This window comes from Janthinobacterium agaricidamnosum NBRC 102515 = DSM 9628, assembly GCF_000723165.1.
Lineage (GTDB): Bacteria > Pseudomonadota > Gammaproteobacteria > Burkholderiales > Burkholderiaceae_D > Janthinobacterium > Janthinobacterium agaricidamnosum.
On record NZ_HG322949.1, the window covers coordinates 3,339,064 to 3,365,650 of the forward strand.

The 26,587-nt window shown below is 64.9% G+C and carries 20 protein-coding genes (1 of these 20 cut by a window edge); 14 read left to right on the forward strand and 6 right to left on the reverse strand.

Features of this window, described 5'->3' with window-relative positions; translation table 11 throughout:
* Positions 1–855: 855 nt before the first annotated feature.
* Genes GJA_RS14200 through GJA_RS14210 form a run of 3 tightly spaced genes read left to right on the forward strand, consistent with a single transcriptional unit; the run spans position 856 to position 9,925 of the window.
* Positions 856–8,382, forward strand: coding sequence for a non-ribosomal peptide synthetase (locus GJA_RS14200; protein ID WP_051780857.1), 7,527 nt, complete (start codon positions 856–858; stop codon positions 8,380–8,382).
* 2 nt (positions 8,383–8,384) lie between these two features.
* Positions 8,385–9,728 (forward strand): glycosyltransferase, encoded by a 1,344-nt coding sequence (locus GJA_RS14205; RefSeq protein WP_038493268.1) that lies wholly within the window; start codon positions 8,385–8,387, stop codon positions 9,726–9,728.
* Positions 9,728–9,925 carry an MbtH family protein gene (locus tag GJA_RS14210; protein ID WP_038493269.1) on the forward strand — a complete coding sequence of 66 codons (198 nt, stop codon included), beginning with the start codon at positions 9,728–9,730 and terminating at the stop codon, positions 9,923–9,925. The genes GJA_RS14205 and GJA_RS14210 overlap by 1 nt, the downstream gene beginning before the upstream one ends.
* A gap of 10 nt (positions 9,926–9,935) precedes the next feature.
* On the opposite strand, the gene GJA_RS14215 is transcribed toward GJA_RS14210, so the two are convergent.
* The 4 genes from GJA_RS14215 to GJA_RS26225 form a co-directional block, all read right to left on the reverse strand.
* Positions 9,936–11,432, reverse strand: a complete 1,497-nt coding sequence (locus GJA_RS14215; protein WP_038493271.1) for a SulP family inorganic anion transporter — start codon at positions 11,430–11,432, stop codon at positions 9,936–9,938.
* A 179-nt stretch (positions 11,433–11,611) separates the two neighbouring features.
* On the reverse strand, positions 11,612–12,025 hold the full coding sequence (locus GJA_RS14220) for a hypothetical protein (RefSeq protein ID WP_242404542.1): 414 nt from the start codon (positions 12,023–12,025) through the stop codon (positions 11,612–11,614).
* Positions 12,022–12,357, reverse strand: a complete 336-nt coding sequence (locus GJA_RS14225) for a hypothetical protein (protein WP_038493272.1) — start codon at positions 12,355–12,357, stop codon at positions 12,022–12,024. The genes GJA_RS14220 and GJA_RS14225 overlap by 4 nt, the downstream gene beginning before the upstream one ends.
* Positions 12,358–12,605: 248 nt before the next feature.
* Entirely contained in the window at positions 12,606–14,225 is a 1,620-nt protein-coding gene (locus tag GJA_RS26225) for a ParB-like protein (RefSeq protein ID WP_051780860.1), read from the reverse strand.
* 222 nt (positions 14,226–14,447) lie between these two features.
* On the opposite strand from GJA_RS26225, the gene GJA_RS14235 reads away from it, so the two are divergent.
* The gene (locus GJA_RS14235) at positions 14,448–15,332 is read left to right on the forward strand and encodes a helix-turn-helix domain-containing protein (RefSeq protein ID WP_038493274.1); all 885 of its coding nucleotides are present in this window, start codon (positions 14,448–14,450) and stop codon (positions 15,330–15,332) included.
* A gap of 37 nt (positions 15,333–15,369) precedes the next feature.
* A complete protein-coding gene (locus GJA_RS14240; protein ID WP_051780863.1) occupies positions 15,370–15,699 on the forward strand; it encodes a hypothetical protein in 330 nt (109 codons plus the stop codon).
* A gap of 308 nt (positions 15,700–16,007) precedes the next feature.
* On the opposite strand, the gene GJA_RS27830 is transcribed toward GJA_RS14240, so the two are convergent.
* A complete protein-coding gene (locus GJA_RS27830; protein ID WP_156484144.1) occupies positions 16,008–16,172 on the reverse strand; it encodes a hypothetical protein in 165 nt (54 codons plus the stop codon).
* Positions 16,173–16,221: 49 nt separating this feature from the next.
* On the opposite strand from GJA_RS27830, the gene GJA_RS14245 reads away from it, so the two are divergent.
* The 9 genes from GJA_RS14245 to GJA_RS14285 all read left to right on the forward strand — a co-directional run bounded on the left by GJA_RS14245 (position 16,222) and on the right by GJA_RS14285 (position 25,117).
* On the forward strand, positions 16,222–16,722 hold the full coding sequence (locus tag GJA_RS14245) for a RidA family protein (RefSeq protein WP_051780866.1): 501 nt from the start codon (positions 16,222–16,224) through the stop codon (positions 16,720–16,722).
* Between the two features lie 171 nt (positions 16,723–16,893).
* Complete coding sequence (locus tag GJA_RS14250) at positions 16,894–19,428, forward strand: TonB-dependent receptor plug domain-containing protein (RefSeq protein ID WP_081905417.1); 2,535 nt, start codon at positions 16,894–16,896, stop codon at positions 19,426–19,428.
* A gap of 320 nt (positions 19,429–19,748) precedes the next feature.
* Positions 19,749–21,341 carry a flavin monoamine oxidase family protein gene (locus tag GJA_RS14255; RefSeq protein ID WP_242404543.1) on the forward strand — a complete coding sequence of 531 codons (1,593 nt, stop codon included), beginning with the start codon at positions 19,749–19,751 and terminating at the stop codon, positions 21,339–21,341.
* A gap of 10 nt (positions 21,342–21,351) precedes the next feature.
* The gene (locus tag GJA_RS14260) at positions 21,352–21,759 is read left to right on the forward strand and encodes a c-type cytochrome (RefSeq protein ID WP_051780870.1); all 408 of its coding nucleotides are present in this window, start codon (positions 21,352–21,354) and stop codon (positions 21,757–21,759) included.
* 49 nt (positions 21,760–21,808) lie between these two features.
* On the forward strand, positions 21,809–22,465 hold the full coding sequence (locus GJA_RS14265) for an energy transducer TonB (protein WP_038493280.1): 657 nt from the start codon (positions 21,809–21,811) through the stop codon (positions 22,463–22,465).
* A gap of 78 nt (positions 22,466–22,543) precedes the next feature.
* Positions 22,544–23,428: a MotA/TolQ/ExbB proton channel family protein gene (locus GJA_RS14270; protein WP_242404544.1), complete on the forward strand. Its 885-nt coding sequence runs from the start codon at positions 22,544–22,546 to the stop codon at positions 23,426–23,428.
* Positions 23,429–23,433: 5 nt separating this feature from the next.
* Positions 23,434–23,859, forward strand: a complete 426-nt coding sequence (locus GJA_RS14275; protein WP_038493282.1) for an ExbD/TolR family protein — start codon at positions 23,434–23,436, stop codon at positions 23,857–23,859.
* Between the two features lie 21 nt (positions 23,860–23,880).
* On the forward strand, positions 23,881–24,312 hold the full coding sequence (locus GJA_RS14280) for an ExbD/TolR family protein (protein WP_197539795.1): 432 nt from the start codon (positions 23,881–23,883) through the stop codon (positions 24,310–24,312).
* Positions 24,313–24,490: 178 nt separating this feature from the next.
* Positions 24,491–25,117 carry a flavin reductase family protein gene (locus GJA_RS14285; RefSeq protein ID WP_038493284.1) on the forward strand — a complete coding sequence of 209 codons (627 nt, stop codon included), beginning with the start codon at positions 24,491–24,493 and terminating at the stop codon, positions 25,115–25,117.
* 54 nt (positions 25,118–25,171) lie between these two features.
* On the opposite strand, the gene GJA_RS14290 is transcribed toward GJA_RS14285, so the two are convergent.
* Positions 25,172–26,587, reverse strand: partial view of an RICIN domain-containing protein gene (locus GJA_RS14290; protein ID WP_038493285.1) — the 3' portion only. 12 nt of this gene lie beyond the right edge of the window; only the last 1,416 of its 1,428 coding nucleotides appear in the window; its start codon lies off the right edge, out of view — the gene reads right to left on this strand; its stop codon occupies positions 25,172–25,174.

The following is a 26,587-nucleotide window of genomic DNA, read 5'->3' on the forward strand; positions in this document are numbered from 1 at the left end:
AATCCAATACGTACAATTATTTAGCCCTTGAAAATCAATGAGTTAGATTGAATGTGTCATTTGATATTTTTTCAATTACACACATTCTATCCAAACGTGCGGCTATTGACATCTTCATTACCTTGTGATTTTGATTAAATTCATCATTTTCAAAGGTTTGTTTATGGTAGTCACACATACTTAAAACTCATTAATAATCACGAATTATAATTTCATATAAATCAATGACTTATATTAACTTTTAAATCCAAAAATAGAAAGTTCACAGTATTTTCACCAGAAACTTTAATTGTTGACTTTTTTATTTTATTCTGTCCACCGTAAAACATCGTGACGCTAAAAATTTTCATCATTGTTGAGTTAGCTGAGCATTTATAAATAATCTTGCTACATAAAAAATTTTGCTCTATATTTATCAAAAGCAATCTTTTTTGTACCAAAAGTAATTTCAGGAATCGCTGTCTCCTTCCCGTTTGGGTGAGCGTGATGTGCCAAGTAACCGTCAATACATTATTGTGGTTGATGACTGCAATAATCGGTGCGCTGCTGGATTGCCCACCACGATATTGCCTGCCGCTGTACTGGCAATTACTTAGTCACACACACCGCGCTCAAACGACGCTGCGGATGCTTGCGCCGGCTGTGAGCTGTCCGTCATCGCCAGCCCAAGCTGCTCCAGCCCGATTCTGTCCGTTGATCGTCCGGCCACCTGCAGGCCGGCAAGACTCACCAATGACGGCGCCATCGGCGCGGCCATTGCACAACTCAGCCATTTTCCAACCGGGGCGCGCCGCGCCTCCATCGGCCGCCGCATGGCCAGGCCAGATGACGACCAGATTTTTTAAGGAGTAATGTATGACGACCAACGACCAGACTCTGCCCCCCGTGCCGCTGACCTCGGGCCAAATGTCGATGTGGCTGGGGGCGCGTTTCGCTTCGCCCGACACCAACTTCAACCTGGCCGAGGCGCTCGACATCAGCGGCGATATCGACCCGCAGCGCTTCCTGGCGGCACTGCGCGCGGTCGCCAACGAAACCGAGGCGCCGCGCCTGCGTTTCGGCGACGACGGCAGCGGGCCGCGCCAATGGCTGACGGACACCTATGACGGCGAGATCCCGTATCTCGATTTCAGCGCCGAGGCCGATCCGGACGGCGCCGCCGACGCCTGGATGCAAGCCGACTTCCTGCGCAGCCAGGAACTCGACGGCGGCCGGCTGTGGCTGTCGGCGCTGCTGCGCACCGGGCCGCACAACTACACCTGGTATCACCGCTGCCACCACATCGCGCTCGACGGTTACGGCGCCAGCCTGCTGGCGCGCCGCGTGGCCGAACTGTACACCGCGCTGTGCGAACAACGCCCCGCCGCCGACAGCACGCTGGCGCCGCTGGCCGCGCTGATCGAGGACGACAACGCCTACCAGGCCTCGGGCCGCAACGCGCGCGACCGCCAATACTGGATCGAGCGTTTCAGCGACAAGCCCGATCCGTTCAGCCTGGCCGGCCAGCGCGCGCCCAGCGGCGGCTTGCTGCGCCAGACCGCCTACCTGCCGGCGGCCCAGGTCGAGGCGCTGTCCGCGCTGGGCCGCGAACTGGGCGCGACGCTGCCGCAAGTGCTGACCGCCGTCATCGCCGCCTATCTGTACCGGGTCACCGGCAATCCCGACATGGTGCTCGGCATGCCGCTGACGGCGCGCCACAATGAGCGCATGCGGCGCGTGCCGGCCATGGTCGCCAACGCCATGCCGCTGCGGCTGGCGATCGGCGGCGCGCTGCCGCTGGCCGAGCTGATCGGCGAAGTCGGACGCCAGATGCGCCAGGTCATGCGCCACCAGGCCTACCGCTACGAACAGCTGCGCGCCGACCTGAACCTGCTGGGCAACCAGCGCCAGTTGTTCACCACCGTGGTCAATATCGAAGCGTTCGACTACGATTTCCGCTTCGCCGGCCAGTTGGCCACGCCGCGCAATATGTCCAACGGTACCGCCGAAGATCTCGGCATTTTCCTGTACGAACGCGGCAACGGACAAGACTTGCAGATCGACTTCGACGCCAACCCGGCGCTGTACACGGCGGCCACGCTGGCCGGCCACCAGGCCCGCCTGCTGGGTTTTATCGGCGCGCTGCTGGCCGATCCGGCACAGCGCGTCGGCCAGGTGGCGCTGCTGCGCGACGACGAGCGCCAGCGCTTGCTGCATGGCTGGAACGACACTGCCGCCGCCGTGCCCGCCACCACGCTGACGGCGCTGCTGGAACGGCGCGCCGGGGCCAGCGCCGACGCGGTCGCGCTGCGCTGCGAGGGCCGGCAATTCACTTACGCCGAACTGCACCGCCGCGCCAACCAGCTGGCGCGCCTGCTGCTGGCGCGCGGCGCCGGCCCGGGCGCCATCGTCGCGATCGCCGTGCCGCGCTCGCTGGACCTGATGGTGGCGCTGCTGGCGACGCTGAAGACCGGCGCCGCCTACCTGCCGCTGGACCCCGATTACCCGCCCGAGCGGCTCGCCTTCATGCTGGCCGACGCGGCCCCGGTATGCCTGCTGGCCAGCGGCGCGCCCGCGACGCAACTGGAAGGCCAACTGGCCGATCATGCGTCCCTGTTGCTGCGCCTCGATACGGCAGCCGCCGGCGCCGCGCTGGACGCCGCCGGCGACGCGCCGCTCAGCGATGCCGAACGCGGCGCGGTGCTGGTCCCGCTGCATCCGGCCTACCTGATCTACACCTCCGGCTCGACCGGCACGCCGAAAGGCGTGCTGGTGTCGCACCAGGCCATCGTCAACCGCCTGCTGTGGATGCAGCACCGCTACGGCTTGCAGGCCGACGACCGGGTGCTGCAAAAAACGCCGTCCAGTTTCGATGTGTCGGTATGGGAATTCTTTTGGCCGCTGATCGACGGCGCCACGCTGGTGATGGCAAAACCGGGCGGCCACAAGGATGCGCATTACCTGGCCGGCCTGATCGCCGCCGAGTCCATCACGACGCTGCATTTTGTGCCGTCGATGCTGGAACTGTTCCTGCTCGAACCGGACGCCGTCGCCTGCACCTCGCTGCGCCGCGTGATTTGCAGCGGCGAGGCGCTGGCCCCGGCGCTGCAAGCCCAGTTCAGGCAGCGCCTCACTTGCGAGCTGCACAATCTGTACGGCCCGACCGAGGCCGCGGTCGACGTCACCAGCTGGCAGTGCCAGGATGGAGCGGGCGAGGAACGGGTGCCGATCGGCTTCCCGATCTGGAACACCCAATTGTATGTGCTCGACGATGCGCTGCAGCCGGTGCCGGCCGGCGTCGGCGGCGAGCTGTATCTGGCCGGCACGGGGCTGGCGCAAGGCTATCTGCGGCGTCCGCTGCTCAGCGCCGAACGCTTCATCGCCAACCCGCACGGCGCGCCAGGCAGCCGCATGTACCGCAGCGGCGACCTGGCCTGCTGGCGCGCCGATGGCAGCCTGGATTACCTGGGCCGGGCCGACCAGCAATTGAAGCTGCGCGGCTTCCGCATCGAGCCGGGCGAGATCGAAGCCCTGCTGCTGGGCCACCCGGACGTGGCCCAGGCCGCCGTCATCGCGCGCGAAGACACGCCCGGCGAGCGGCGCCTGGTGGCCTACCTGGTCGGCCATCCCGGCAGCGACCCGGCGCCGGCCGAGCTGCGCGCATTGCTGGCCGCCGCGCTGCCGGAATACATGGTGCCGTCCAGCTTCGTCAACCTGCCGGCCCTCCCGCTGGGCCCGAGCGGCAAGCTGGACCGCAAGGCCCTGCCGGCGCCGGAACGCCAGGCGGCCACCCAGTACAGCGCGCCGCGCACGCCGACCGAACGCATCCTGGCCACCATGTGGGCCGAGGCGCTGCATCTCGAACGGGTCGGCGTGGACGACAATTTCTTCGAGCTGGGCGGCCATTCGCTGATGATCATCCAGCTGATGTCGATGATACGCCAGCACTTCCTGATCGACTTGCCGGTCGACACACTGTTCCAGGTGTCGACCATCGCCGGCCTGGCCGCGCTGCTGGACCAGGATGCGGCGGCGCTGCCGGGCGTGATACCGATGCCGCGCCCGCAGCACATTCCACTGTCGTTCGCGCAAAACCGGCTGTGGCTGATGAACCAGCTGGAAGACGGCAATCCGGCCTACAACATGCCGCTGGCGCTGCGCCTGACCGGCCCGCTGGAGCGGGACGCGCTGCGCGCGGCGCTGGGCGACCTGGTGCAGCGCCACGAAAGCCTGCGCACCATCTACCCAACCGCGGCCGGCGTGCCGCACCAGTTGGTGCTCGACGGCGCGCAGGCGCAGCCGCTGCTGCTGACCACCAGCAGCAGCGAAGACCAGTTGGCGCCGCTGCTGCGCAACGCCGCCGTGCACCGCTTCCGGCTGGAACGCGAGGCGCCGCTGCGCGCCACGCTGTTCCAGCTGGAGGAAGACGAGCATGTGCTGCTGCTGCTGACCCACCACATCGCCGGCGACGGCGCCTCGCTGCTGCCGCTGGCGCGCGACCTGAGCCTGGCCTACGATGCGCGCTGCCAGTCGCGGGCGCCGGACTGGGCCCCGCTGCCGGTGCAATACGCCGACTACACCTTGTGGCAAAACGCGCTGCTCGGCAGCGAAGACGATCCGGCCAGCCTGGCGGCGCGCCAGTCCGCCTTCTGGCAAGAGACGCTGCGCGGCCTGCCGGAACAACTGGCGCTGCCGGCCGACCATCCGCGCCCTGCCACGCCGAGCTACCGCGGCGGCGTGGTGCCGCTGCGGATCAACCGGCAACTGCACGCGCAATTGCTGCAAGTGGCCAGCGACGGCCAGGCCAGCCTGTTCATGGTGCTGCAAGCGCTGCTGGCGGCGCTGCTCAGCCGTCTCGGCGCCGGCAGCGACATCGCCATCGGCACCCCGGTCGGCGGCCGCAGCGACCATGCGCTGGACGGCTTGATCGGCTGCTTCGTCAATACGCTGGTGCTGCGCACCGACACGTCCGGCCGGCCCGGCCTGCGCACGCTGCTGTCGCGCGTGCGGGCCAATAACCTGGCCGCCTACGCGCACCAGGAATTGCCGTTCGACCGGCTGGTCGACTTGCTGCGGCCGCAGCGCTCGCGCGCCAGCCACCCGCTGTTCCAGGTCATGCTGGGTTTCCAGAACAGCAGCCGGGCCAGCTTCAGCATGGCCGGCGTGGCGGTCACGCCGCAGCCGGTCACGGTCGACACCGCCAAGTTCGACCTGTCCTTCATCCTGACCGAACAGCGCGACAGCGACGGCTTGCCGGCCGGCATCGGCGGCGGCATCCAGTACAGCAGCGACCTGTTTGAGCAGAGCACCGTGGAAGCCATCGCCGGCCGCCTGCTGCGCCTGCTGGAAGAGGCGTGCGCGGCGCCGGACGCGGCGCTGGCCGACATCGACCTGCTGCAGGCGCGGGAACGCCAGCGCCTGCTGGGCGACAACGGCGGCCTGGCCCGCATGCTGGAGCCCTTGAGCCTGGCGCAGATGGTGGAACGCCACGCCCTCGGCGCGCCGGAAGCGACCGCGCTGGTCACCGAGCACGGCGACGTCAGCTACCAGATGCTGAACCTGCGCGCCAACCGGCTGGCGCATTTGCTGCGCCGGCGCGGCGTGCGCCCCGGATCGCTGGTCGCCACCGTGCTGCCGCGCTCCTTCAACCTGGTGCTGGCGCACCTGGCCATCGTCAAGGCCGGCGCGGCCTACCTGCCGATCGACCCGCACCACATGGCGGCGCGGATCCCGTTCGTGCTGCGGCAGGCGGCGCCGCACACGGTGCTGTCCAGCGTGGAGCTGGCCCAGCAGCACGGCCTGCAGGACGCGCCCGGCACGCTGCTGCTGGACGACGACCACAACGTGGCGATCATGGCGCTGCAGCCGGACTACAACCCCGGCCTGCCGGTGCACCCGCAAGACGCCGCCTACCTGATCTACACTTCCGGTTCCAGCGGCGTGCCGAAAGGCGTGCTGGTGCCGCACGCCGGCTTGAGCAGCCTGGGCGCCAGCATGAGCGAAACCTTCGGCCTGAACCCCAGCGCGCGCGTGCTGCAGTTTTCATCGTGCGGTTTCGACGCGTCGATCATGGACCAGCTGATGGCCTTCCATAGCGGCGCGGCGCTGGTGCTGCCGGATGCGGCCAGCCAGCAGCCGCTGGGCGACGAACTGGTCCAGCTGCTGCAGCGGCACGCCATCAGCCACGCGCTGATACCGCCGGCCGCGCTGGCGACGCTGCCGCCGGCCGAACTGCCGCTGCTGCGCACGCTGGTGGTCGGCGGCGACAGTTGCCCGCCGGCGCTGGTGCAGCGCTGGTCGCGCGGCCGGCGCATGTTCAACGCCTACGGTCCGACCGAAATCACGATTTGCGCCAGCATCAGCGCGCCGATGCAACTGGCCGGTCCGGCGTCGATCGGCAGGCCGGTGTGGAATACCCGGCTGTACGTGCTCGACGAGCAATTGCAATTGCTGCCGCCCGGCGTGGCCGGCGAACTGTATATCGCCGGCGCCGGCCTGGCGCGCGGCTACCTGGGCCAGCCGGTGCTCAGCGCCGAGCGCTTCGTCGCCAATCCCTATGGGCAGCCCGGCAGCCGCATGTACCGCAGCGGCGACCTGGCGCGCTGGGCCGCCGACGGCAGCCTCGATTTCCTGGGCCGGGCCGACCAGCAGGTCAAATTGCGCGGCTTCCGCATCGAGCCGGGCGAAATCGAAACGCTGCTGCTGCGCCAGCCCGGCGTGGCGCAAGCGGCCGTGCTGCTGCGCGAAGACACGCCCGGCGCGGCGCGCCTGGTGGCTTACCTGGTGCCGGCCGAAGATGGCGCCGAACTGCCGGTCGCGCAGCTGCGCGACAGCCTGGTGCGGGTGCTGCCCGACTATATGGTGCCGGCCGTCTTCGTCACGCTGGCGGCGCTGCCGCTGAACCAGAGCGGCAAGCTGGACCGGCGCGCATTGCCGGCGCCGCCGCAGCAGCGCCAGGCCGCCATCGCCTACGCCGCGCCGCAAGGCGCCACCGAACAGGCGCTGGCGCAGATCTGGTCCGAGGCGCTGCAAGTCGGCCAGGTCGGCCGGCACGACAACTTCTTCGAACTGGGCGGCCACTCGCTGCTGGCGATCCAGCTCGGCATGCGCATCCGCGAGCAATTGCACGCCGACTTCCCGCACGCCGGCATCTACAGCCATCCCGAACTGGCCGAACTGGCGACGCTGGTGGACGGCCTGCGCGCCGGCGTCGCCGCCAAGGTGCGCCCGGACCTGGCGCGCGACCTGCTGCTGCCGCGGCACATCCAGCCACAAGCCGCATCGGCGCCGCTGCAGCCGCAACGGGTATTCCTGACCGGCGCCAGCGGCTTTGTCGGCAGCCACCTGCTGGCAGCGCTGCTGCGCGACAGCGCCGCCAGCGTGGTCTGCCACGTGCGCGGCGACAGCCCGCAAGCGGCGCGCGAGCGGCTGCGGGCCAGCATGGCGACGCGCCAGCTGGAAGCGCTGTGGGACGACAGCCGCATCGAGGTGCTGGCGGGCGACCTGGGCGCACCGGGCCTCGGCCTGAGCGAAGCCGACGCCGAGGCGATCCGCGAACGCTGCGACGCGATCTACCATTGCGCCGCGCAAGTCGACTTCCTGCATCCGTACGCCAGCCTGAAACCGGCCAACGTCGACAGCCTGGTGACGCTGCTCGACTGGACCGCGCGCGGCCGGCCGAAAAGCCTGCACTACGTCTCGACGCTGGCGGTGATCGATCCCGGCAACGGCGCCAGCGTGACCGAACGTTCGCCGCTGGCGGTGTCGGACGGGCTGGCCGACGGCTACAGCCAGAGCAAATGGGTGGCCGACACGCTGGCGCGCGAGGCGCAGGCGCGCGGCCTGCCGGTGACCATCTACCGGCTCGGCGCCGTGACCGGCGACCATGACCACGCGCTGTGCAACGCGGCCGACCTGATCTGGCGGGTGGCGCGGCTGTACGCCGACCTGGGCGCGATCCCGGACATGGACTTGCCGCTGAACCTGACCCCGGTCGACGATGTCGCCCGCGCCATCCTCGGCCTGGCCGGCCACGCCGCCGCGCGCGGCCAGGTGTATCACCTGATGGGCCAGCAGCGGCTGCGGGTCGGCGACATCGCGCCGGTGTTCGCCCGGCTCGGCGTGGCGCTCGAGGCGCTGCCGCTGGAGCCATGGCTGCAGCGGGCCCGCGCGCGGCTGGTCGAAACCGGCCAGCGCGACCTGGCGGCGGTGCTGGCCATCCTCGACCAGTACGACACGGCGGCCACGCCGCCCGACGTGTCCGGCGACGCCACCCAGACCCAGCTGGAAGCGCTGGGCGTGCCGATCCGCCCGGTCGACCGCGAACTGCTGGAACGCTATTTCATCAACCTCGGCATCCGGCGCGCCACGCCGGCCGCCATCGACGCCACCGCAGGAGCCTGACCATGCCTACTTATCTGATTTGCGCCACCGCGATGCCCGGCCATGTACTGCCGATGCTGGCCATCGGCCAGCACCTGGCCGGCCTCGGACACCGGGTGCTGGTCCATACCAGCAGCCAGTTCCGGCCCCAGGTCGAGGCGGCCGGCGCCACGCTGGTGCCGTTCCAGGCCGCCATCGACCACGACTACCGCACGCTCGACCAGCGCCATCCCGAGTGGCGCAGGCTGGGCGGCGGACACGCCCGGCTATGCTACGGCCTGAAGCATTTCTTCGCCGATGCGATCGAACCGCAACTGGCCGGCATCCGCGCCGTGCTGGCGCGGCAAGAGGTCGACGCGATCCTGGTCGACACCATGTTTTGCGGCAGCCTGCCGCTGCTGCTCGGGCCACGCGCGGCGCGCCCGCCTATCGTCGGGATCGGCATCACCGCGCTGTCGCTGTCGAGCTGCGACACGGCCTTTTTCGGCACCGCGCTGCCGCCGCTGGCCACGCCCGAGGGACAAGCCCGCAACCTGGCGATGAACCGCAACCTGAAACAAGCCATGTTCGGCGAGGTGCAGCGCTATTTCAGCCAGCGCCTGGCCGCCGTCGGCGCGCCGGCGCTGCCCGATTGCGTGCTCGATACCATGATCACGCTGCCCGACCGCTACCTGCAACTGACGGCGGCCGAATTCGAGTATCCGCGCAGCGACCTGCCCGCCTCGGTGCGCTTCGTCGGCCCGCTGACGCCGCCGGCCAGCCGCAATTTCGCCGCGCCGGACTGGTGGCCGGAACTCGACGACGGCCGGCCGGTGGTGCTGGTGACGCAGGGTACGCTGGCCAATGACGACCCGGGCCAGCTGATCCTGCCGACGCTGGCGGCGCTGGCCGAGCGGCCCGACCTGCAAGTGATCGCCACCACCGGCGGTCCGGTGCCGGAGCGGCTGGCTGCGGCGGCGCCGGCCAACGCCCGCGTGCTGCCGTTCGTGCCGTACGACCGGCTATTGCCGAAGGTGGCCGTGATGGTCACCAATGGCGGCTACGGCGCCGTCAACCACGCACTCAGCCTCGGCGTGCCGCTGGTGCTGGCCGGCGCCACCGAAGAGAAGCCCGAGATCGCCGCGCGCGTCGCCTGGAGCGGCGCCGGCGTCAATCTCGGCACCGGCCAGCCCGGCCCGCGGCAACTGGCGCAGGCGGTGCACAGCGTACTGACCGAGCCGCGCTACCGGCAGCGCGCCGCGGCGCTGCGCGACAGCTTCGCCCGCTACAGCGCGCTGGCCAGCATCACGGCCGAACTGCGCGCCCTGCACGCGGCGCAAAACGCGGACGCGGAACACGACCACTACACTACCGAAGGAGTAATCTGATGAGCAACCCATTTGACGACCAAGACGCGCAGTTCCTGGTATTGCGCAACGACGAGGGCCAGCATTCGCTATGGCCGCAGCACATCGCCGTGCCGGCCGGCTGGAGCGTGGTGCTGGAAGCGAGCCAGCGGGCCGCCTGCGCCGCCTACATTGAAAGCCATTGGCAGGATATGCGGCCGCTTTCGCTGCTCAGCTAAGCCGGGCGGATCAGCCTTGATGCGCGCCCGCCAGACGCATGCCGGCGCGCTCCAGCAGCGCCCGGCTGCGTTGCGACAGGTGGATCAGATGTAAATCCTTGCCGGCTTTTTGATAACGCTCCAGCAACGCTTCCAGCGCCGCGATGGCCGAATGGTCGGCCAGGTGCAGGTGACGGCAATCGAGCAGCACCCGCTGCGGATCGGCGGCCGGCGCGAACAATTCCTGGAAATGCACGGTCGACGCGAAAAACAGCGTGCCGCGCGCTATGTAGGTACGCACGCCCGGCGCGCTGTCGTCGATCTCGGCGTGGATCTCGCGCGCATGCTGCCACGCGAAATTGAGCGCCGCGATGATAATGCCGCACAAGACGGCGATCGCCAGGTCGGTCGCCACGGTGATGCAGGTGACCGCGACGATCACCAGCGCATCCTGTTTCGGCACCTTGCCCAGCACCCGCAGCGAACCCCAGGCAAACGTCTGCTGCGCCACCACGAACATCACGCCGGCCAGCGCGGCCAGCGGAATGCGTTCGATCAGCGGCGCCAGGAACAGGATGAACAGCAGTATCATCACGCCGGCCACCACGCCGGACAGCCGGGTGCGCCCGCCCGAACCGAGGTTGATCATGGTCTGGCCGATCATCGCGCAGCCGCCCATGCCGCCGAACAGGCCGGACGCCATATTCGCCGCGCCGAGCGCCACGCATTCGAGGTTCGGCTGGCCGCGGCTGTCGGTGATGTCGTCGGTCAAATTAAAGGTGAGCAGCGTTTCCAGCAAGCCAACCAGCGCCATCAGCAGCGCATACGGCGCGACGATGGCCAGCGTGTCGATGGTCAGCGGCACGACCGGCCAGTGCAGGCTGGGCAAGCCGCCGGCGATATGCGCCATGTCGCCCAGGGTCCGGGTCGGCAAGTGCAGCAACTGGGCCAGCAAACCGACCACGGCTATCGCGGCCAGCGCCGGCGGCACCTTTTTTGTCAGGCGCGGCAGCAGGTAGACGATCAGCATCGTCAGCGCCACCAGTCCCCCCATCACCAGCAGCGGCGCGCCCCGCAGCCATTGCGGCCCGTGTTCCGCCGCGATCTTGAAATGCGCCAGTTGCGACAGCGCGATGACGATCGCCAGGCCGTTGACGAAGCCCAGCATCACCGGATGCGGCACCATGCGGATCAGGCTGCCCATGCGCAGCAAGCCGAACAGCGCCATCAGCAAGCCGCTGAGCAGCACCGTGGCCAGCAGGTATGGCACGCCGTGCCGGGCCACCAGCGCGACGATCACCACCGCCATCGACCCGGCGGCGCCGGAAATCATGCCGGGGCGCCCGCCAAACAGCGCCGTCAGCGTGCAAATGAAGAATGCGCCGTACAGTCCCATCAAAGGATTGAGTCCCGCCACCAGCGCAAAGGCGATACATTCCGGCACCAGCGCAAACGCGGTGGTCAGCCCGGCCAGCAGGTTGGCGGGGGAATTGGGCAGCCATTGCTCCCGGAGCGACAGGATATTCATGGTAATGATGTGGGATGGATGAGACTACCGGGACTGCCGGCGTCGATGGATGGGTGGAAGTACAGCGGGCAGCCCGATGCACATCATGCTACGCATCGTCTGGCTGAAAAAACCGATGGGGGATTTTACCAAATTTTGCGGTGAGACGGACTCAACATAAAAACAAACACCGGCTCGCCTCATGCCGGCCGCTGCGGTTCATGCGCGGCGCTGGCTTGTGCATACGGTTGACTATCCTTACCCAGCAGGTAGCCGGCAATTGCGCCAAACAGGCCGACAATCGGCGTCAATTGTTCATTGCTGTAGCCGACCACCAGCAATAATGCCGAGATGCCAATAATTGAAATCACGCCAATCGTACGCAGTACTTGCATTGCAGGAGCTTTACTGCGCCATAACAGCAACGTTCCCAGCAACAAGGCGCCAAACGTAAAGACCAGCATCGAGACCGCGAGAAACTGTATCAAGGCAGGATTCCACATCTCCACCTGCATCTGCAGCGTTTGCTGTGCCGCGACGGCGCTGGCGTTCAATTCGGCCTGCGCATGGTCGAGCAGCGCCATAGTGTCCGCCGTGGAAACGGCAGCCATCATTTTCCCCCTTTTTTATCGGCATGCGCCAACGCCCGCATCATCGCCTCAAGCTCGTCCATACGCACCGACAAAGCCTTGATCGCGTCAGCTTGCGCCTTGATCGCGTCAGTCTGCGCCGAGATCACCTTCAGGCTGGCCTGATATTGCTGCTCGTTTGGCAGCATGCCCGAAGGAGCTTGACGGGTGTACATGACCGGTGGCTGCGGATCCGCCGTAACCGGCGGCCGATGCGGTTTGAGCGATCGGATATCTTGCGGCAGGCTGGGCGCTTGCTGGGCAAACGCGGCTTGCGCCAGTACCATGCATAGCGACATGATGAATAACTGTTGCATGCTCAGACTCCTTCGCGACATAAAATCCAGATAGCGCAATCCTTATGTCAATAGTTTGTCACAAGGGCCGGCAATCGGCCCTCTTTGCGGCACGCCGATTGCGCAATCTCAAGGATGTTTATCGCAATCACATATACCGTTTGCCAATTTAAATTGAAACCGTGCGCCCGTGCATGCTTCGCTCGGCGCCCACCACCGTTCGGCCATGATCAGGGATGGACGGCGCCGCCAGCCATCCCTGAGCCGGATTACTTGCCGATCGATTTTTTGTAGGCGATCGCATACGTCAGTTTGCCGGTGCCGCTGACCAGGTCGTCCAGCGCCGCCGTATTGAGCACGCCGCTCCAGCCCAGCGTCGCCGCCGTCAGGCCATTGCTGACCACGTCGCTCGGTTTCAGCGCCACCATCGCCTGCGACGCCTTCAGGATCGCCGCCGAATAGCTGGCCGCATCGCTCAAGTTATAAGTCGACAGGTCGAGCACCGGCTTGTTGCGCAGCCAGTCGGCCCAATAGAATTCCAGGAATTCGGTGGATGCGGCCGGCACGATGTAAGCGGCGTCGCGGGTGTAATACACCAGCGAACGGTAAGGGTCGTTGCCCAGCGATTTCAAGCCGATTTGCCGCGGCAGCTGGCTGGTGACGATCGGCTGGTTGTTGCCATCCCTGAGCCAGACCCTGCTGGTCTTCTTCATTAACGCCCAGAAATCGTATTCATTCAGGCCGCTCAGGTTGGCGGTGACCTTGACCCACACTTTCAGCTGGTGGTTGGCGCCGCCGTCGGCGTCCCAGAAGCCGGTGAAGGTGTGGTGGCCGTCGGTCAGGTACAGCTTGCCTTTCGGGCCGATGACGACGGTTTTCATGTCGGCCGGGCTGGAACCGGGCGCCGACTTGCACTGGAACGCAGGCGGCGGATTGATCAGCGTGGCGCCGGCCACGTTGCTGGTCTTGGCGACCACGTCGCCCTGGCCGTTGGCTTCGCACAGGTCGGCGAATTTCTTCGGCTTGTTGGTCTTGGCCATGACCAGGTCTTCGGCGCCGTAACGGCCCAGCTTGTAGTAAATCTGGTCGTAGCCGACCGCCGGCTGGGTCGGATGCAATTCATCCAGTCCCACTTGCAGCAAGGCCGGCGCCGTATCGGTGCCGGCGGCGGTGGCGATCAGCGCCTGCTGGCGCGCGCTCAGGTTGAGCGCCGGTTCGTCGATGCTGTTGCCGCTCGCGACAGGCACGCCGCCGCCGGTCATTTGCGCCAGGATGGTACCGCTGGCGTTGACGATATCGACGTCGGCGCCGTTGACCTTCACTTGCACGGCGTCCAGCAGCGCATCGGCCGGATCGCTGCTGCCCGGCGCCAGCGATCCGTTGACAAAATCGTAGCCCGCGCTCACGCCCTTGGCTTGCAGCGCGCCGGCCAGCGCGGTGGCCAGCTGGCCCTGCGCCGTGGCCAGTTTACTGGCATCGATGACGGCCAGCTGCGCGGCCGTGGCGCTGGCTGGCGCATTGCCCAGCAATTGCATCGCGATCACCGACGTCAGCGGCGTCAGGTTGACCGCGCTTTCCAGGAGCGTCACCGCATACAGCGTGGCGCCGGACGGCGCGGCGACCGAGACCAGGAATGGCGCCGCCGCGCTTTCCAGGAGCGTCACGGCGGCCTTGCCGTTGGCGTCGGTGGTGCCGCTGCCGACCACGTTCTTGCTGGCGTCCCGCACCGTGACGACGCTGGCGGCGAGCGCCTTGCCGGTCGCCGCGACCACATTCAGCGTGCGCGGCGGGGTGCCGCCGCATGCGGCCAATGCCGCCGCCAGTACGCCGGCCGCTATCATCGTCATGGCCGGCTTGCCTCCGGCCGGGTGCTTGCGCGTGGTCTGCATGATGGTTGTCCTTGCAAAAAAGCGCCGATGATAACGCGGCAATATGACGGCTTCATGAATGAACACCCCTGATCAGAAACTTAGCGGGATAGGCCGGAAGGCCATCGCCGACGTTAAAAATATCATTTTTGAGATAATTTATCAATATATGCATTAAAAAGTGTCGCATGCATGCCTTGTCAAGTTCTGCTATAGTCATCAATCCAAATAATGAGACAGACGATGAAGCAAGCAGATGACAGCATCCGGGCATTGAATTTCAGCGACATCGGCGCCCGTTTGCGCGCCTACCGCATCGGCGCCGGCTTGCGCGCCGAACAGGTCGCGCTCCCGCTGGGCATTTCGCGCGCCGCCGTGTACCGCATGGAGAAAGGCGAGATCGTCAAGATCGAGACGCTGGACAAGCTGGCCGACCTCCTGCAAACGACGCTGGCGTCGCTGCTCGGCGTGGGCACCGAATATTATCCGTCGGCGCTGGCCTATATCGAACGCATGCGCCAGCTGGAACAGGGCGCCAGCCGCATCCTGGCGCACTTCGAGCCGATCTCGCTGCTGCTGACGTCGGACGATTACCTGGGCCATTTGCAGCGGATGCTGGAAGAAAGCGCCAGCCCGCCGCCGCCCGAGCGCATTGGCGCAATGCTGGCCTTGCTGCGCGAACGGAAAAGCGCGTACGCGGCGCAGCCGGCGACTATCGTCAGCCTGATCGGCATGCGCGAACTGGAACGCTTCGTCCACTTCGGCCTGATCGGCCGCATGGATTTGCCGCCGTCGGTCAAGATGGCGCGTTCGCTGGCGGCGCGCGCCGAAGTCGAACGCATCGCCGCTTTGCTGGAAGACCAGCCGATCGGCATGCAGATCGGCATCGTCGATGACAGCATGCCCAATGCGACCTTCCAGATCGTCGAACGGCCCGGCGCCTCGTATGTCGCATGCAGTCCGTTCCGCTTCGGCGAATTCCCGAATATGTCATGCGGCATCGCCACCGTCACGGCGGCGCCGGAAGCCGTGGCGCTGTACACCGGCATGGCCGACGCCTTGTGGCAGCGCGCTTATAAAGGCCGGCAAGGCGCCGACATGCTGCGCGCGATGCTGCGGCAAGTGTAACGTTTTTTTCCAACCTCCTCGACAAGCAATCGGAACCATGATGAACCTGAGCCACATCAGCGACACCTTTGAAAACAGTCCGGCCGGCACGGATGCCTTCCTGAACGTCAAGCAAGCGATGCTGGCGCTGATCGCCAGCGACAGCGGCCATGCCGCCGCTTATTTCGTGCTGTATGGCCACGCCCGCAATTACGTGATCCTGCATGACGACGAAGCCATCACGACGGAATTTGCGCAAGCGTCGAAAGCGCAACTGCTACGCTACATGCGCGCGATCGAAGCCGCGATCCCGGCCGGCCCGGCCGCCGTGCTGCAGGCACTGAATGGCAATGTGAGCGATTACCTGGCGTCCAGTAAACCCTTCTGACCTGCTCCCGCGCAGCGCCGGACCCGTCCCTTGCGGCCGCGTCCGCGCCGCGCTAGTCCAAAGCAGTGCGGCGCCTTTCATATATTTTGGTGCATCGCCAAAACAGTGCGCTTTTCGCCGCATTCCACACCACCGGATATGCCGTCCGAGCGTTGCCGCATGCGGCCGCAGGACACGATTCCGGCACACATTGCAGAGCACCATCCCTCACTCTGCCCCCGCCTTTTCTCACGCCTTTTTTCCTGAAAAATCGCCGCCGTTTTCAAGTTTGAAATGTGAACTTGGCAAACCGTGGCATGCATTTTGCGTTAGATGAAAACAACGACACAGCGTTGATTCAAGTCGCCCCAAGTTTGCACATCATTCCATGGAGCCTGTATGAAAACCGTCGCGCCATCCTCCTTCCAGCGTCCCTCCGGATAGCCGGCGCGCTGCTGATGCTCCACCTCGCCGCTGCTGTTTTTTGCCGTCATTTTCTTCACTACATAAAGGGTTTATCTGATGCGAGTATCCGTACCTGCCATGTCCCTTCTGGCGCTGGCCGCGCTGCAATTGGCCACGCCAGTGCAAGCCGAGGAAATCAGGCGCACCGGTGTGCCGGGCTCGAATTTTCCGATCTCGACCGCGGTCAGCGTACCGGCCGCGGCACACCTGGTTTTCTTTAGCGGCAACCTGGCCGATATCGCCAATCCGCAAGCGCCAAAAGGTTCGTTCGAAGCTTATGGCGACACCTATACGCAAACAATTTCTATCCTGAAAAAATTTGAAAAACTGCTGGCCGCCGAGGGCATGACCCTGGGCGACGTAGTCAAAGTCAATGTGTTCCTGGCTGGCGATCCCAAGCTGGAAGGCAAGATGGATTTCAAGGGGCTCAACGAAGCCTATATGCAGTATTTCGGCAGCGCGGCACAGCCGAACAAACCGGTGCGCACCGCGCTGCAAGTGGCGGCGCTGCCGATGCCCGGCGGCTTGATTGAAATAGAAATGAGCGCCGCCAAAATGCCGGCGGCCACGGGCAAATAAGCGGCACGCCAGCTTGGCCGGCATGGTCCGCGCAGCCCGACGGGGCGACGCGGCAATGCCGGCGATGCCGTGAGTAGCACCAGTCAGTACCTTCTCTCGTCGCACATAAAAATATAACGCCAATGGCGGCCACAGGCCCGCCGGCGATCTTACGCCCAAAGGAGTTGTACCATGTCCCAGCTCGTCCGCAAATTATCCGATTCATCCGCAAAACCACGCCGCCGCACACCGCGCGCCACGCCGCTGGCGTGCGCCGTCAGCGCTGTATGTTGCGGCCGCAGCGCCTGCGTTTCCGGCGCCCTGCTGCTGGTCTTGCAATCCGGCGCGGCGCTCGCGCAAAGCGTGACCGATGCGCCGCAGGCCCAGGGAAAAACCGAAGCGGTGATCGTCACCGGCACCCGCCGCGGCGGCTTGAAGGCCAGCGACAGCGCCTCCCCGATCCAGGTGCTCGATTCGTCGTCGCTGGAACGCACCGGCCAGCCCGACCTGATCCAGGCGATGGCGCAAAACCTGCCGTCGTTCACCGCCCAGGCGGTCGGCGGCGACACCGCCAACCTGACGCTGTCGGCGCGCTTGCGCGGCCTGAGCCCGAACGACACGCTGGTGCTGGTGAACGGCAAGCGGCGCCACACCACTTCCAACCTGGCGGTGCTCGGCGGGCCGTTCCAGGGCGGCGCGGCGACCGACCTCAATTTCATCCCGGTGGCGGCGATCGACCATATCGAAGTGCTGCAGGACGGCGCGGCGGCGCAATACGGTTCCGACGCGATCGCCGGCGTGATCAACATCATCCTCAAGAAAGACGCGGCCGGCGGCGCGCTGAGCACATCGTACGGCAAGTACTACGACGGCGGCGGCGCCACGCCGGACCTGTCGTTCAATCTCGGCGTGGCGCCGAGCGACAGCAGCTTCCTGAACCTGAGCGCGGAAACCAAGTACCACGCGCACAGCAACCGCGGCGCGGTCGATCCGCGGCTGGTCGATCCAGGCAAGCTGGCGCAATTGCCGAACCTGGTCAAGGCCGACCAGTATCCGTACTCGAACCAGATCTCGGGCGACGCCGCCTATCATTTGTCGATCCTGGCGCTGAACGCCGGCGCCGACCTGGGCGGCGGCACCGAGTTGTACGGCAATGCAACCTACGGCAAGAAGACCGCCGACGCGTTTGAAAACTACCGCACGCCGGACCGCCTGCCGGCCTTGTACCCGAACGGTTTCAGCCCGCGCGAAACCATCAACGAAACCGACTTCGGCGTCAGCGGCGGCGTCAAGGGCCGCCTCGACAGCGGCTGGCACTGGGACCTGAGCAGCACCTACGGCAAGGACGATTCCGACATCGGCGTGCTCAACAGCGGCAATATCTCGCTGTTCAAGGATAGCGGCAGCACGCCGACCGATTTCCACGCGGGGAACTTCACTGCCAGCCAGTGGACCAGCAACTTCGACCTGAGCCGCGAATTCGAGATCGGCTGGAAAACCCCGCTGAACGTGGCCGGCGGCCTGGAATACCGGCGCGACACATATGCCATCGGCGCCGGCGACGCCGCCTCGCGCTACAAGGAAGGGTCGCAATCGTATCCGGGCTTCTTGCTGACCGACGCCGGTTCGTACGCCCGCAACGACAAATCGATTTATATCGATTTCTCCGGTTCGCCGATCGACAAGCTGAAGCTGGACCTGGCCGCGCGCTATGAAAAATTCAGCGATTTCGGCAGCGCCAAGGTCGGCAAGCTGACCGGCCGCTACGACTTCTCGCCGACGGTGGCGATCCGCAGCACCATCTCGAACGGTTTCCGCGCGCCGACCATGGCCGAGCAATACTACTCGGCCACCAACGTCACGCCCACCTCCGCCTTCGTGCAGCTGGCGCCGAATTCGCCGGGCGCCAGGCTGGTCGGGGTGGATGGCCTGAAGCCCGAGAAATCGCAAAACTACAGCATCGGCCTGGTGCTCAAACCGAACGCCAGGAGCACGCTGACGCTGGACGCCTATGTCATCAACATCCACGACCGCATCGTCGGCAGCGGTTCGCTGTTCGGTTCCGGCGGGGCCATCAATTCGCCGGCGGTGACGGCGGCCATCCTGGCCAACGGCAACGTGCTCGACCCGCAAGTCAAGTTCACCGGCATTAACATCTTCTCGAACGCGGTGAATACCCGCAACAGCGGCGCCGAAGCGGTTTACACCTATTCGGAAAATTATGCCGGCCTGGGCCGGGTCGACTGGTCCGCCGCCGGCAATTACAACAAGGTCGAAGTGCGCAAGGTCAACCAGGCGCCGTCGCAATTGCTGCCGCAAACCCTGCTCGACCCGGCCGCCATTTCCGACCTGGAAACGGCGTCGCCGACATTCCGCATCAACCTGGGCGCGACATGGAAGCTGGCCGCCTGGAGCGTCAACCTGCGCGAAGCCATCTACGGCCCGTCGTCGAACCTGCGGACCTATGACGGTTCGCAGTATTACGAAAGCAGGATCAAGACCAAGGCCCTGACCGACCTGGAAGTGTCGTACCGGCTGTCGAAGGCGCTGACCTTGTCGGTCGGCGCCAACAACTTGTTCAATACCTATCCGGACAAGGTCAACGGCAGCCTGGTGGCGGTGCAGCGCGCCAACCTCGACAACGGCGCGGTGACCCAATATCCGAGCTTCTCGCCGTTCGGCATCAACGGCGGTTATTACTATGCCCGCGCCAACTATACGTTTTAACAACGCACCGGGCGCGGCACCCAGTGGCGCGCCCGGCGGCAGCAGGATGGTGATGCGATGAGGATGCGCACTGCACCATTACGGTGCATTTTCAGCGCCGCCGCCTGCCACCAAGCGCGCCGCCAGGCTTTCTTGACAGATTTAACACACTTCATATTTTCTTTTTAAATTCAATGCCTTGCAGATGAATTTCGATCAGGCGGCAGCTTTTTCAATACCTGGCATGGCTTTTGCTTTATTGAGCATGCGACACCTGATGGATCATCTGTGCGGACATTCACCAATTTGGGATGACCATGTCAGATATTCAGAATCACGCGATGTTTCCATCCACCGGTTCGACGCGCCGGGATTTCCTGGCCAAGGCGCTGGCCGTCGGCGGCAGCGGTTTTCTGTTGGCCAGCATGAAAGCCTGGGGCATGGATATCGCCTCGACCGCGGATGCGCCGCCGCCGCTGGAAGGCAGCGGCAAGGGCAAGACCGTGGTGATCCTCGGCGCCGGCATCGGCGGCATGACGGCGGCGTATGAGTTGGGCAAGCTGGGTTACACGGTCAAGGTGATCGAGGCGCGCGCGTTTGCCGGCGGGCGCAACCAGACCGCGCGGCGCGGCAAGGTGATGCAGGAGCTGGGTGGCGAAAAGCAGGTATGCGAATTCGATGAAGGGCAATACATCAACATCGGGCCGTGGCGTTTGCCGTTCAATCATTATTCGACCCTGCATTACACCCGTGAATTCGGCGTGCCGCTGGAGTTGTTTAACAATGATAACGACGCCTCGTATGTGTACACCGCCAAGGCCGGGGGCGCACTGGCCGGCAGGCGGCTGCGCATGTTCGAGGTCAAGGCCGACATGCGCGGCTATGTCGATGAAATGCTGGCCAAGTCGCTCAAGGGCGGCTTGATGGACCAGCAAATCTCGGGCGCCGACAAGATGCTGTTGATCGATTACCTGGTCAGCGAGGGTCAGTTGTCGCAGCAGGATTTGAGTTACAAGGGCACGCCGGGACGCGGTTACAAGGTCAATCCGGGCGCGGGCGTGTCGCCGGGACCGGGGGTGGCGTCGGACCCGCTGGGCTTTTCCGACTTGCTGCAATCGAAGCTGGGCCATATTTACCACTCGGTCACCAGCTTCGAGCAGCAGGCGACGATGCTGCAACCGGTCGGCGGCATGGACCAGGTCGCGAAGGCGTTTGAAAAACGCACGGCCAGGATGATCAGCTATAACACCGAAGTGACCAGGCTGGTCAACCTGGACAACAAGGTCGACGTGCATGTAAAAAACACGGCCAGCGGCAAGGAGTCGGTGGTCAGCGGCGATTTTTGCCTGTGCACCATACCGCTGTCGGTGCTGCGCCAGATCGACAGCAACTTGTCCGACCAGTTCAAGACCGCGATGCAAGGCGCGGCCTATGTCCCGGTCGGCAAGATCGGCTTGCAAATGAGCCGCCGCTTCTGGGAAACCGATGACGGCATCTATGGCGGCCATGTGTACACCGACGCCAGCGCGATCAATCTGATCTCGCTGCCGTCGTCGAATTGGCAAGGCAGGAAAGGCACGCTGCTGGGGTATTACAACTTTGCCGCCGAAGCGGCGCAAGTGAGCGCGCTGAGCTTGCAGGAGCGCGCCGCGTTTGCGCTGGCCGCTGGCGAAACGGTGTTTCCGGGCCAGTACACCAAGTCGTTTGAAAAGGCGTTTTCGGTGGCCTGGCACCGCGTCAAGTACAACCTGGGCGGCTGGGCGTCGTGGAGCGAGGAAAGCCGGGCGCGCGACTACCCGCTGCTGTTCGAGGGCGAAGGCCGGGTCTTGCTGGCCGGCGAGCACATGAGTTACCTGGGCGGCTGGCAAGCGGGGGCGATCGAATCGGCGTGGCAGCAAATCGCCAGGATACACCAGCGCCTGGTCAAGGCTTGAGGAGAACGCCATGAAAAACAACTTCATGACGGCCTTGGGCGCACTGGCGCTGCTGGCGATGGCGCAATCGGCCGGCGCGCAGGCGATGGATGGCAAGACGGTGTTCGCCAATAACTGCGCCGCTTGCCATATGGCGGGAGGGACTGGCATCCCGGGCGCGTTTCCTGCGCTGAAAGCCAATAAATTCGTGCTGGGCGATGCGGATCAAGTCATCGTCACGGTACTCAAGGGCAGGGGCGGCATGCCGACCTTTGCCGAATCGCTGGACGATGGACAATTGGCGCTGGCGGTCAGTTATATCCGCGGCGCCTGGGGCAATACCGGCGCCGCGGTCAGCACGGAGCAGGTGGCCGGCGTGCGCAGCAAATCGAATGCGGCGGGCGTGGTCAAGAAAGAGCAGCCAACCAATATCCATTAGTGGGGTGGAGCGGCGGCGCAAGATACAGTAATCCAGAAGGAAGGCAGGTATGAATTTTTCAAATGAGAAGAGCAGCAAGAACTACACCGGCATCACCATCGTGGTGTTGCTGCACGTTCTGGCGGCTTACGGCATCGCGACCGGCCTCGGCAAGCGCCTGGTCACCAAAATGATGGAGCCGGTCGAAACCAAGATGATCGAGGAAGCCAAACCGCCGCCGCCGCAGGACTTGCCGCCGCCACCGCCGCCGCCGGAAATGAAGGCGCCGCCACCGCCGTTCATTCCGCCGGTCGAGGTCAACGTGCAGCAGCCGCCGCCACAGCAGAACGTGATCGCGGTGGCCACCAGCGCCAAGCCGGCCAGCAACGAACTGGCGCCGCCGGCGCCCCCTGCCCCGGCGGCGCCCCCTGCCCCCGCGGCGAGCGGCGTCAAGGTCGCGGCGGTGGTCAGCTTCGCCAGCTGCGCCAAGCCGGAATATCCGAAGTCGTCGCTGCGCAATGAAGAAACCGGCACCTCGACGATGTCGTTCCTGATTGGCGTCGACGGCCGCGTGGCCGAGTCGAAAATCACCAGGTCGAGCGGTTTCCGCGACCTGGACCGGGCGGCCATCGCGGCGCTCAGCAAATGCACTTTCAAGCCAGGCACGGTCGACGGCAAGCCGGAACCGAGCTGGGCGCCGGTGCAATATGTGTGGACGCTGGATTGATCGCGGCCTGATCGATCCACTGAATTACGCGAGGCCAGCTACGGCCTCAATCTGATTATTTTTCAATTTGGAGTAAGCATGTTCAAGAATACCCGTTTGTCCGCCATCTTCGCCGCGGTCTCGTTGTCCCTCAGCTTCGCGCTGGCCGCGCCGGCGTTTGCCGACGCCCCGGCCTCGGCCGCGGCAACGGCAGCGGCGCCAGCGGCCGATGCCGCCGCCCCTGCCCCGGCGGCGCCAGGCGCCGCCGCGCCGGCAAAGACCGAAGAAGTGCACAACCCGTTCGGCCTGTCGGCGGTGTGGGAAGGCGGCTTCGTGCCACGTGCCACCCTGATCATCCTGGCCCTGATGTCGATCGGCAGCTGGTACATCATCATCACCAAGCTGCTGGATCAAATGAAGATCTTCAAGCAAGCCAAGGAAACCGCCGCCAAGTTCTGGAAAGCGCCGTCGATCGCCGCCGGTTCGGCCACGCTGCAAGACGGCAGCCCGTTCCGCTTCATCGCCGAATCCGGCACCAAGGCCACCGCCCACCACGATGGCGCGCTGCTGGAACAGATCGACTTGTCGACCTGGGTCACGATGTCGATCCAGCGCGCCGTCGACAAGGTGCAATCGCGCCTGCAAGACGGCCTGTCGTTCCTGGCAACCGTCGGTTCGACCGCACCGTTTATCGGCCTGTTCGGTACCGTCTGGGGTATTTACGGCGCGCTGACCGCGATCGGCATGACCGGTAACGCGTCGATCGACAAAGTCGCCGGTCCGGTCGGCGAAGCGCTGATCATGACCGCCTTCGGCCTGCTGGTCGCCGTGCCTGCCGTGCTGGGCTACAACTGGCTGGTGCGCCGCAACAAGACCGCGCTGGAAGATGTGCGTTCCTTCAGCGCCGACGTGCACTCGGTGCTGATCTCGGGCGCCATGTCGACCAGCGAAGCTGGCCGTGCCGCCGGCGCCAAAAAGGGTTAAGCGCCATGTCGATGTCCGTCGGCTCCGATAGCGGAGAAGATCAAGTGATGTCCGAAATCAACACGACGCCGCTGGTCGACATCATGTTGGTTTTGCTGATCATCTTCCTGATTACCAGCCCGGTCGTGCTCAAGCTGCAAAAGATCAATTTGCCGATTGAAGCCAACCAGGCGCTGCAAACCAAGCCAGAGAATGTCAATATCGTGATCAACAAGGATGGCGAGATCTATCTGGGTCAAACCCACCTGAAGGACACGAATGCCTTGTTTGACTATCTGAAAGTGGAAGCTGTGAAACTGCCGCAGCCGGAAGTCCATGTTCGCGGCGACCAGGAAACACGCTACGAATTCATCGGCAAGGTCATTTACACGACCCAGCGCGCCGGGATCCAGAAGGTCGGCTTCATCACCGAACCGCCTGACAAATCCTGAGCCGGGTAGAAAAGGAACACTATGAGCATGAATACAGGTTCGGGCAGCGCCGCTGGCGCCGATCCGGAACCGATGATGGAACTGAATATGACGCCGCTGATCGATGTGATGCTGGTGCTCATTATCATGTTAATCATCACCATCCCCAAGCAAAACCACTCGGTGAACTTGAACATGCCGGTCGGCACCCCGCCGCCACCGACTACCGAACCGGTGGTGGTGACGATCGACGTCGACTTCGACGGCACGATCTTGTGGGATAACCAGGTGGTGCCGGACCGCGCGGCGCTGGAGACCAGGCTCAATAACGTCGCCGCGCAAGCGGACCAGCCGGAAGTGCACCTGCGTCCGAACAAGCTGGTCGAGTACAAGGTCGTGGCCGGCGTGATGGCGGCGGCGCAGCGTCTCGGCGTCACCAAGATCGGCCTGGTCGGCAACGAGCAATTCCAGTAATCCGCCACGTCAGTACTTCAGCAACAGGCGGGATGCTCCTGCCTGTTGCCCCCTCCCCGTCATTTCTGCGACAGCACCGTTTGAGTGCCGCCGATTACGTGCCAAGCACGCCGCGGCCAACTTCCCGTCCCCGTCAATCCGGCATAGAATGCCATTTTTAGCGCAATCGGGACACGGCATGGCCGACGACATTCATTTTTACGAACCTTCACAAGGCCACGGCCTGCCGCACGATCCGTTCAACGCCATCGTCGGGCCGCGCCCGATCGGCTGGATCGCCTCGCGCAGCGCCGCCGGCACGCTGAACCTGGCGCCCTACAGCTTTTTCAATGCCTTCAACTACACGCCGCCGCTGGTCGGTTTTGCCAGCGTCGGCCGCAAGGACAGCCTGCGCAATATCGAGGAAACCGGCGAATTCGTGTGGAACCTGGCGACCCGGCCGCTGGCCGAGGCAATGAATGCCAGCAGCGCGCCAGCGCCGGCCGAAGTCGATGAATTTGCACTGGCCGGCCTGACCCCGCTGGCCTCGCGCATCGTCGACGTGCCGCGCGTGGGACAAAGCCCGGTCGCGCTCGAATGCCGGCGCACCCAGGTCATCGAGCTGCAAAATGTCGATGGCGGCGGGGTCGGTTCGTGGCTGGTATTGGGCCAGGTGGTCGGCGTGCATATCGCGCGCCACCTGTTGAAGGACGGGATTTACGACACCGCCGCGGCCGCGCCGATACTGCGCGGCGGCGGCCCGGCGGACTACTTTGAAATCGGCAGCGGCAGCCTGTTCCGCATGACGCGGCCGCGCTACCCTTGAGACGCCGGTGACGCAGCAATCAGCGCTGCGTCACCGGCTTGCAGTACTACTTCATTACTGGCTGATCGGGCGATCCGGTGCCAGCGTGCTCTTGCCCTGCAATACCTTGCCCGCTTCGGTGGCCAGGCGCAGGTAGAAGTCGCTGCTCAGGTTTTCGCCGTCGGCGTCGAGCGTGATGAACGGGCCGCGCGGCTTGCCCGGCTCGTACGGGCTCGGGCTGGTCGGAATTTCGACCGGCAGGAACGCCTTGCTCGGCGCGACCTTGTACATCGCGGTCGCTTCGTCGACTTCATCGAACATCGCGCCGAAGAAGGTGCTGGCGCCAGCCGAACGGGCTTCGTAGAACTGGGTCCACCAGAAACGGCCGCCGATGCGGTGTTCGTTATGACCGCCCGGGAACAGCATCGGCATATAGCGTTTGCCGAGGCGCGTGGTTTCGGCGATGTCCGCGTCCATCACGTCCTTGCGGAAGTTGCGCACGCCCTGCTGGTCGCCGAAGCGGCCCACCAGCCATGGGTTGATGGCGTCGAAACGGCGGTACACCGCGGCCCAGGCCGGGTTTTGCGACGAATCGGAGCCCAGGGTGCGCCATTGCGCCGGCACGCCGCCGATCACGTAGGCGCGCTGGTTGGCCGGCGCGTCGCGCTGGAACCAGTCCAGCAAGGCGTTGGCCGAGGCCGGCGTGGCGGGCTGGCCGTTGAAGCCCAGGCCCCACAGTTCGACCACCGGCAAGCCGCCCTGGTGCAGATAGCGCGCCGACGACAGCGAACCGTTGGCGGCCAGCGCGGCCCAGTGATCCTTGACGTTCTTGACGATGTCGGCGTCTTGCGCGCCGCTGGTGTCGTATTCGACCGCCCAGACGCGGCCATTGGCTTCGGCGCCGGCGCGCACGTTGGCGGTGACGCCGTCGCGGAAGCGGCGGTTGGTCGAATTAGGCGCGATTTCACCGACGAATTCCTGGACCAGCACGCCATCGATGCCGTAGTTCTTCATCCATTCGAAATGCCGCTTGACGGTCGAGCGGTTCCACGAACTGTACACCACCGCAGGCGAACCGTCGGGCATCGTGAAGCCGGTCCTGCATTGTTCGGACGCCGGCACGTCGCGCATGTCGGGCCACATGTCGACCGTCACGTTGCTGGCCACCGGCGTGGCGCTCGGCGCCCAGTGACGCCAGCCGTTGCCTTCGATATCGATCGGCGAACCGTCGCCTTCGCAGGCGAACCAGCCCTGGTAGCCGAAGATCAGTTTATTGTCGAGCGTGCTCGCGTCGACGGCCGGGCCGGGCGGCACCGGGTCGGGCGGCGGCACCGGATCGGTCGACGTCAGCGTCCATTGCTGGTTGCTGTTATTGCCGCACTCCCATTGCTGGATCGCGCCGCCGGTAGCGGTGCTGAAGTCTTTCACGTCCAGGCATTTGCCGCTGTTCCTGGCGCTGATGGTGTACGCCTGGTCCTTCGGCGTGATGTC

Bases quoted from the DNA above. Each gene is read 5' to 3' on its own strand.
- GJA_RS14200 (WP_051780857.1), top strand. From the start codon at position 856: ATGACGACCAACGACCAGACTCTGCCCCCCGTGCCGCTGACCTCGGGC.
- GJA_RS14205 (WP_038493268.1), top strand. From the start codon at position 8,385: ATGCCTACTTATCTGATTTGCGCCACCGCGATGCCCGGCCATGTACTG.
- GJA_RS14210 (WP_038493269.1), top strand. From the start codon at position 9,728: ATGAGCAACCCATTTGACGACCAAGACGCGCAGTTCCTGGTATTGCGC.
- GJA_RS14215 (WP_038493271.1), bottom strand. From the start codon at position 11,432: ATGAATATCCTGTCGCTCCGGGAGCAATGGCTGCCCAATTCCCCCGCC.
- GJA_RS14220 (WP_242404542.1), bottom strand. From the start codon at position 12,025: ATGATGGCTGCCGTTTCCACGGCGGACACTATGGCGCTGCTCGACCAT.
- GJA_RS14225 (WP_038493272.1), bottom strand. From the start codon at position 12,357: ATGCAACAGTTATTCATCATGTCGCTATGCATGGTACTGGCGCAAGCC.
- GJA_RS26225 (WP_051780860.1), bottom strand. From the start codon at position 14,225: ATGCAGACCACGCGCAAGCACCCGGCCGGAGGCAAGCCGGCCATGACG.
- GJA_RS14235 (WP_038493274.1), top strand. From the start codon at position 14,448: ATGAAGCAAGCAGATGACAGCATCCGGGCATTGAATTTCAGCGACATC.
- GJA_RS14240 (WP_051780863.1), top strand. From the start codon at position 15,370: ATGATGAACCTGAGCCACATCAGCGACACCTTTGAAAACAGTCCGGCC.
- GJA_RS27830 (WP_156484144.1), bottom strand. From the start codon at position 16,172: ATGACGGCAAAAAACAGCAGCGGCGAGGTGGAGCATCAGCAGCGCGCC.
- GJA_RS14245 (WP_051780866.1), top strand. From the start codon at position 16,222: ATGTCCCTTCTGGCGCTGGCCGCGCTGCAATTGGCCACGCCAGTGCAA.
- GJA_RS14250 (WP_081905417.1), top strand. From the start codon at position 16,894: ATGTCCCAGCTCGTCCGCAAATTATCCGATTCATCCGCAAAACCACGC.
- GJA_RS14255 (WP_242404543.1), top strand. From the start codon at position 19,749: ATGTTTCCATCCACCGGTTCGACGCGCCGGGATTTCCTGGCCAAGGCG.
- GJA_RS14260 (WP_051780870.1), top strand. From the start codon at position 21,352: ATGAAAAACAACTTCATGACGGCCTTGGGCGCACTGGCGCTGCTGGCG.
- GJA_RS14265 (WP_038493280.1), top strand. From the start codon at position 21,809: ATGAATTTTTCAAATGAGAAGAGCAGCAAGAACTACACCGGCATCACC.
- GJA_RS14270 (WP_242404544.1), top strand. From the start codon at position 22,544: ATGTTCAAGAATACCCGTTTGTCCGCCATCTTCGCCGCGGTCTCGTTG.
- GJA_RS14275 (WP_038493282.1), top strand. From the start codon at position 23,434: ATGTCGATGTCCGTCGGCTCCGATAGCGGAGAAGATCAAGTGATGTCC.
- GJA_RS14280 (WP_197539795.1), top strand. From the start codon at position 23,881: ATGAGCATGAATACAGGTTCGGGCAGCGCCGCTGGCGCCGATCCGGAA.
- GJA_RS14285 (WP_038493284.1), top strand. From the start codon at position 24,491: ATGGCCGACGACATTCATTTTTACGAACCTTCACAAGGCCACGGCCTG.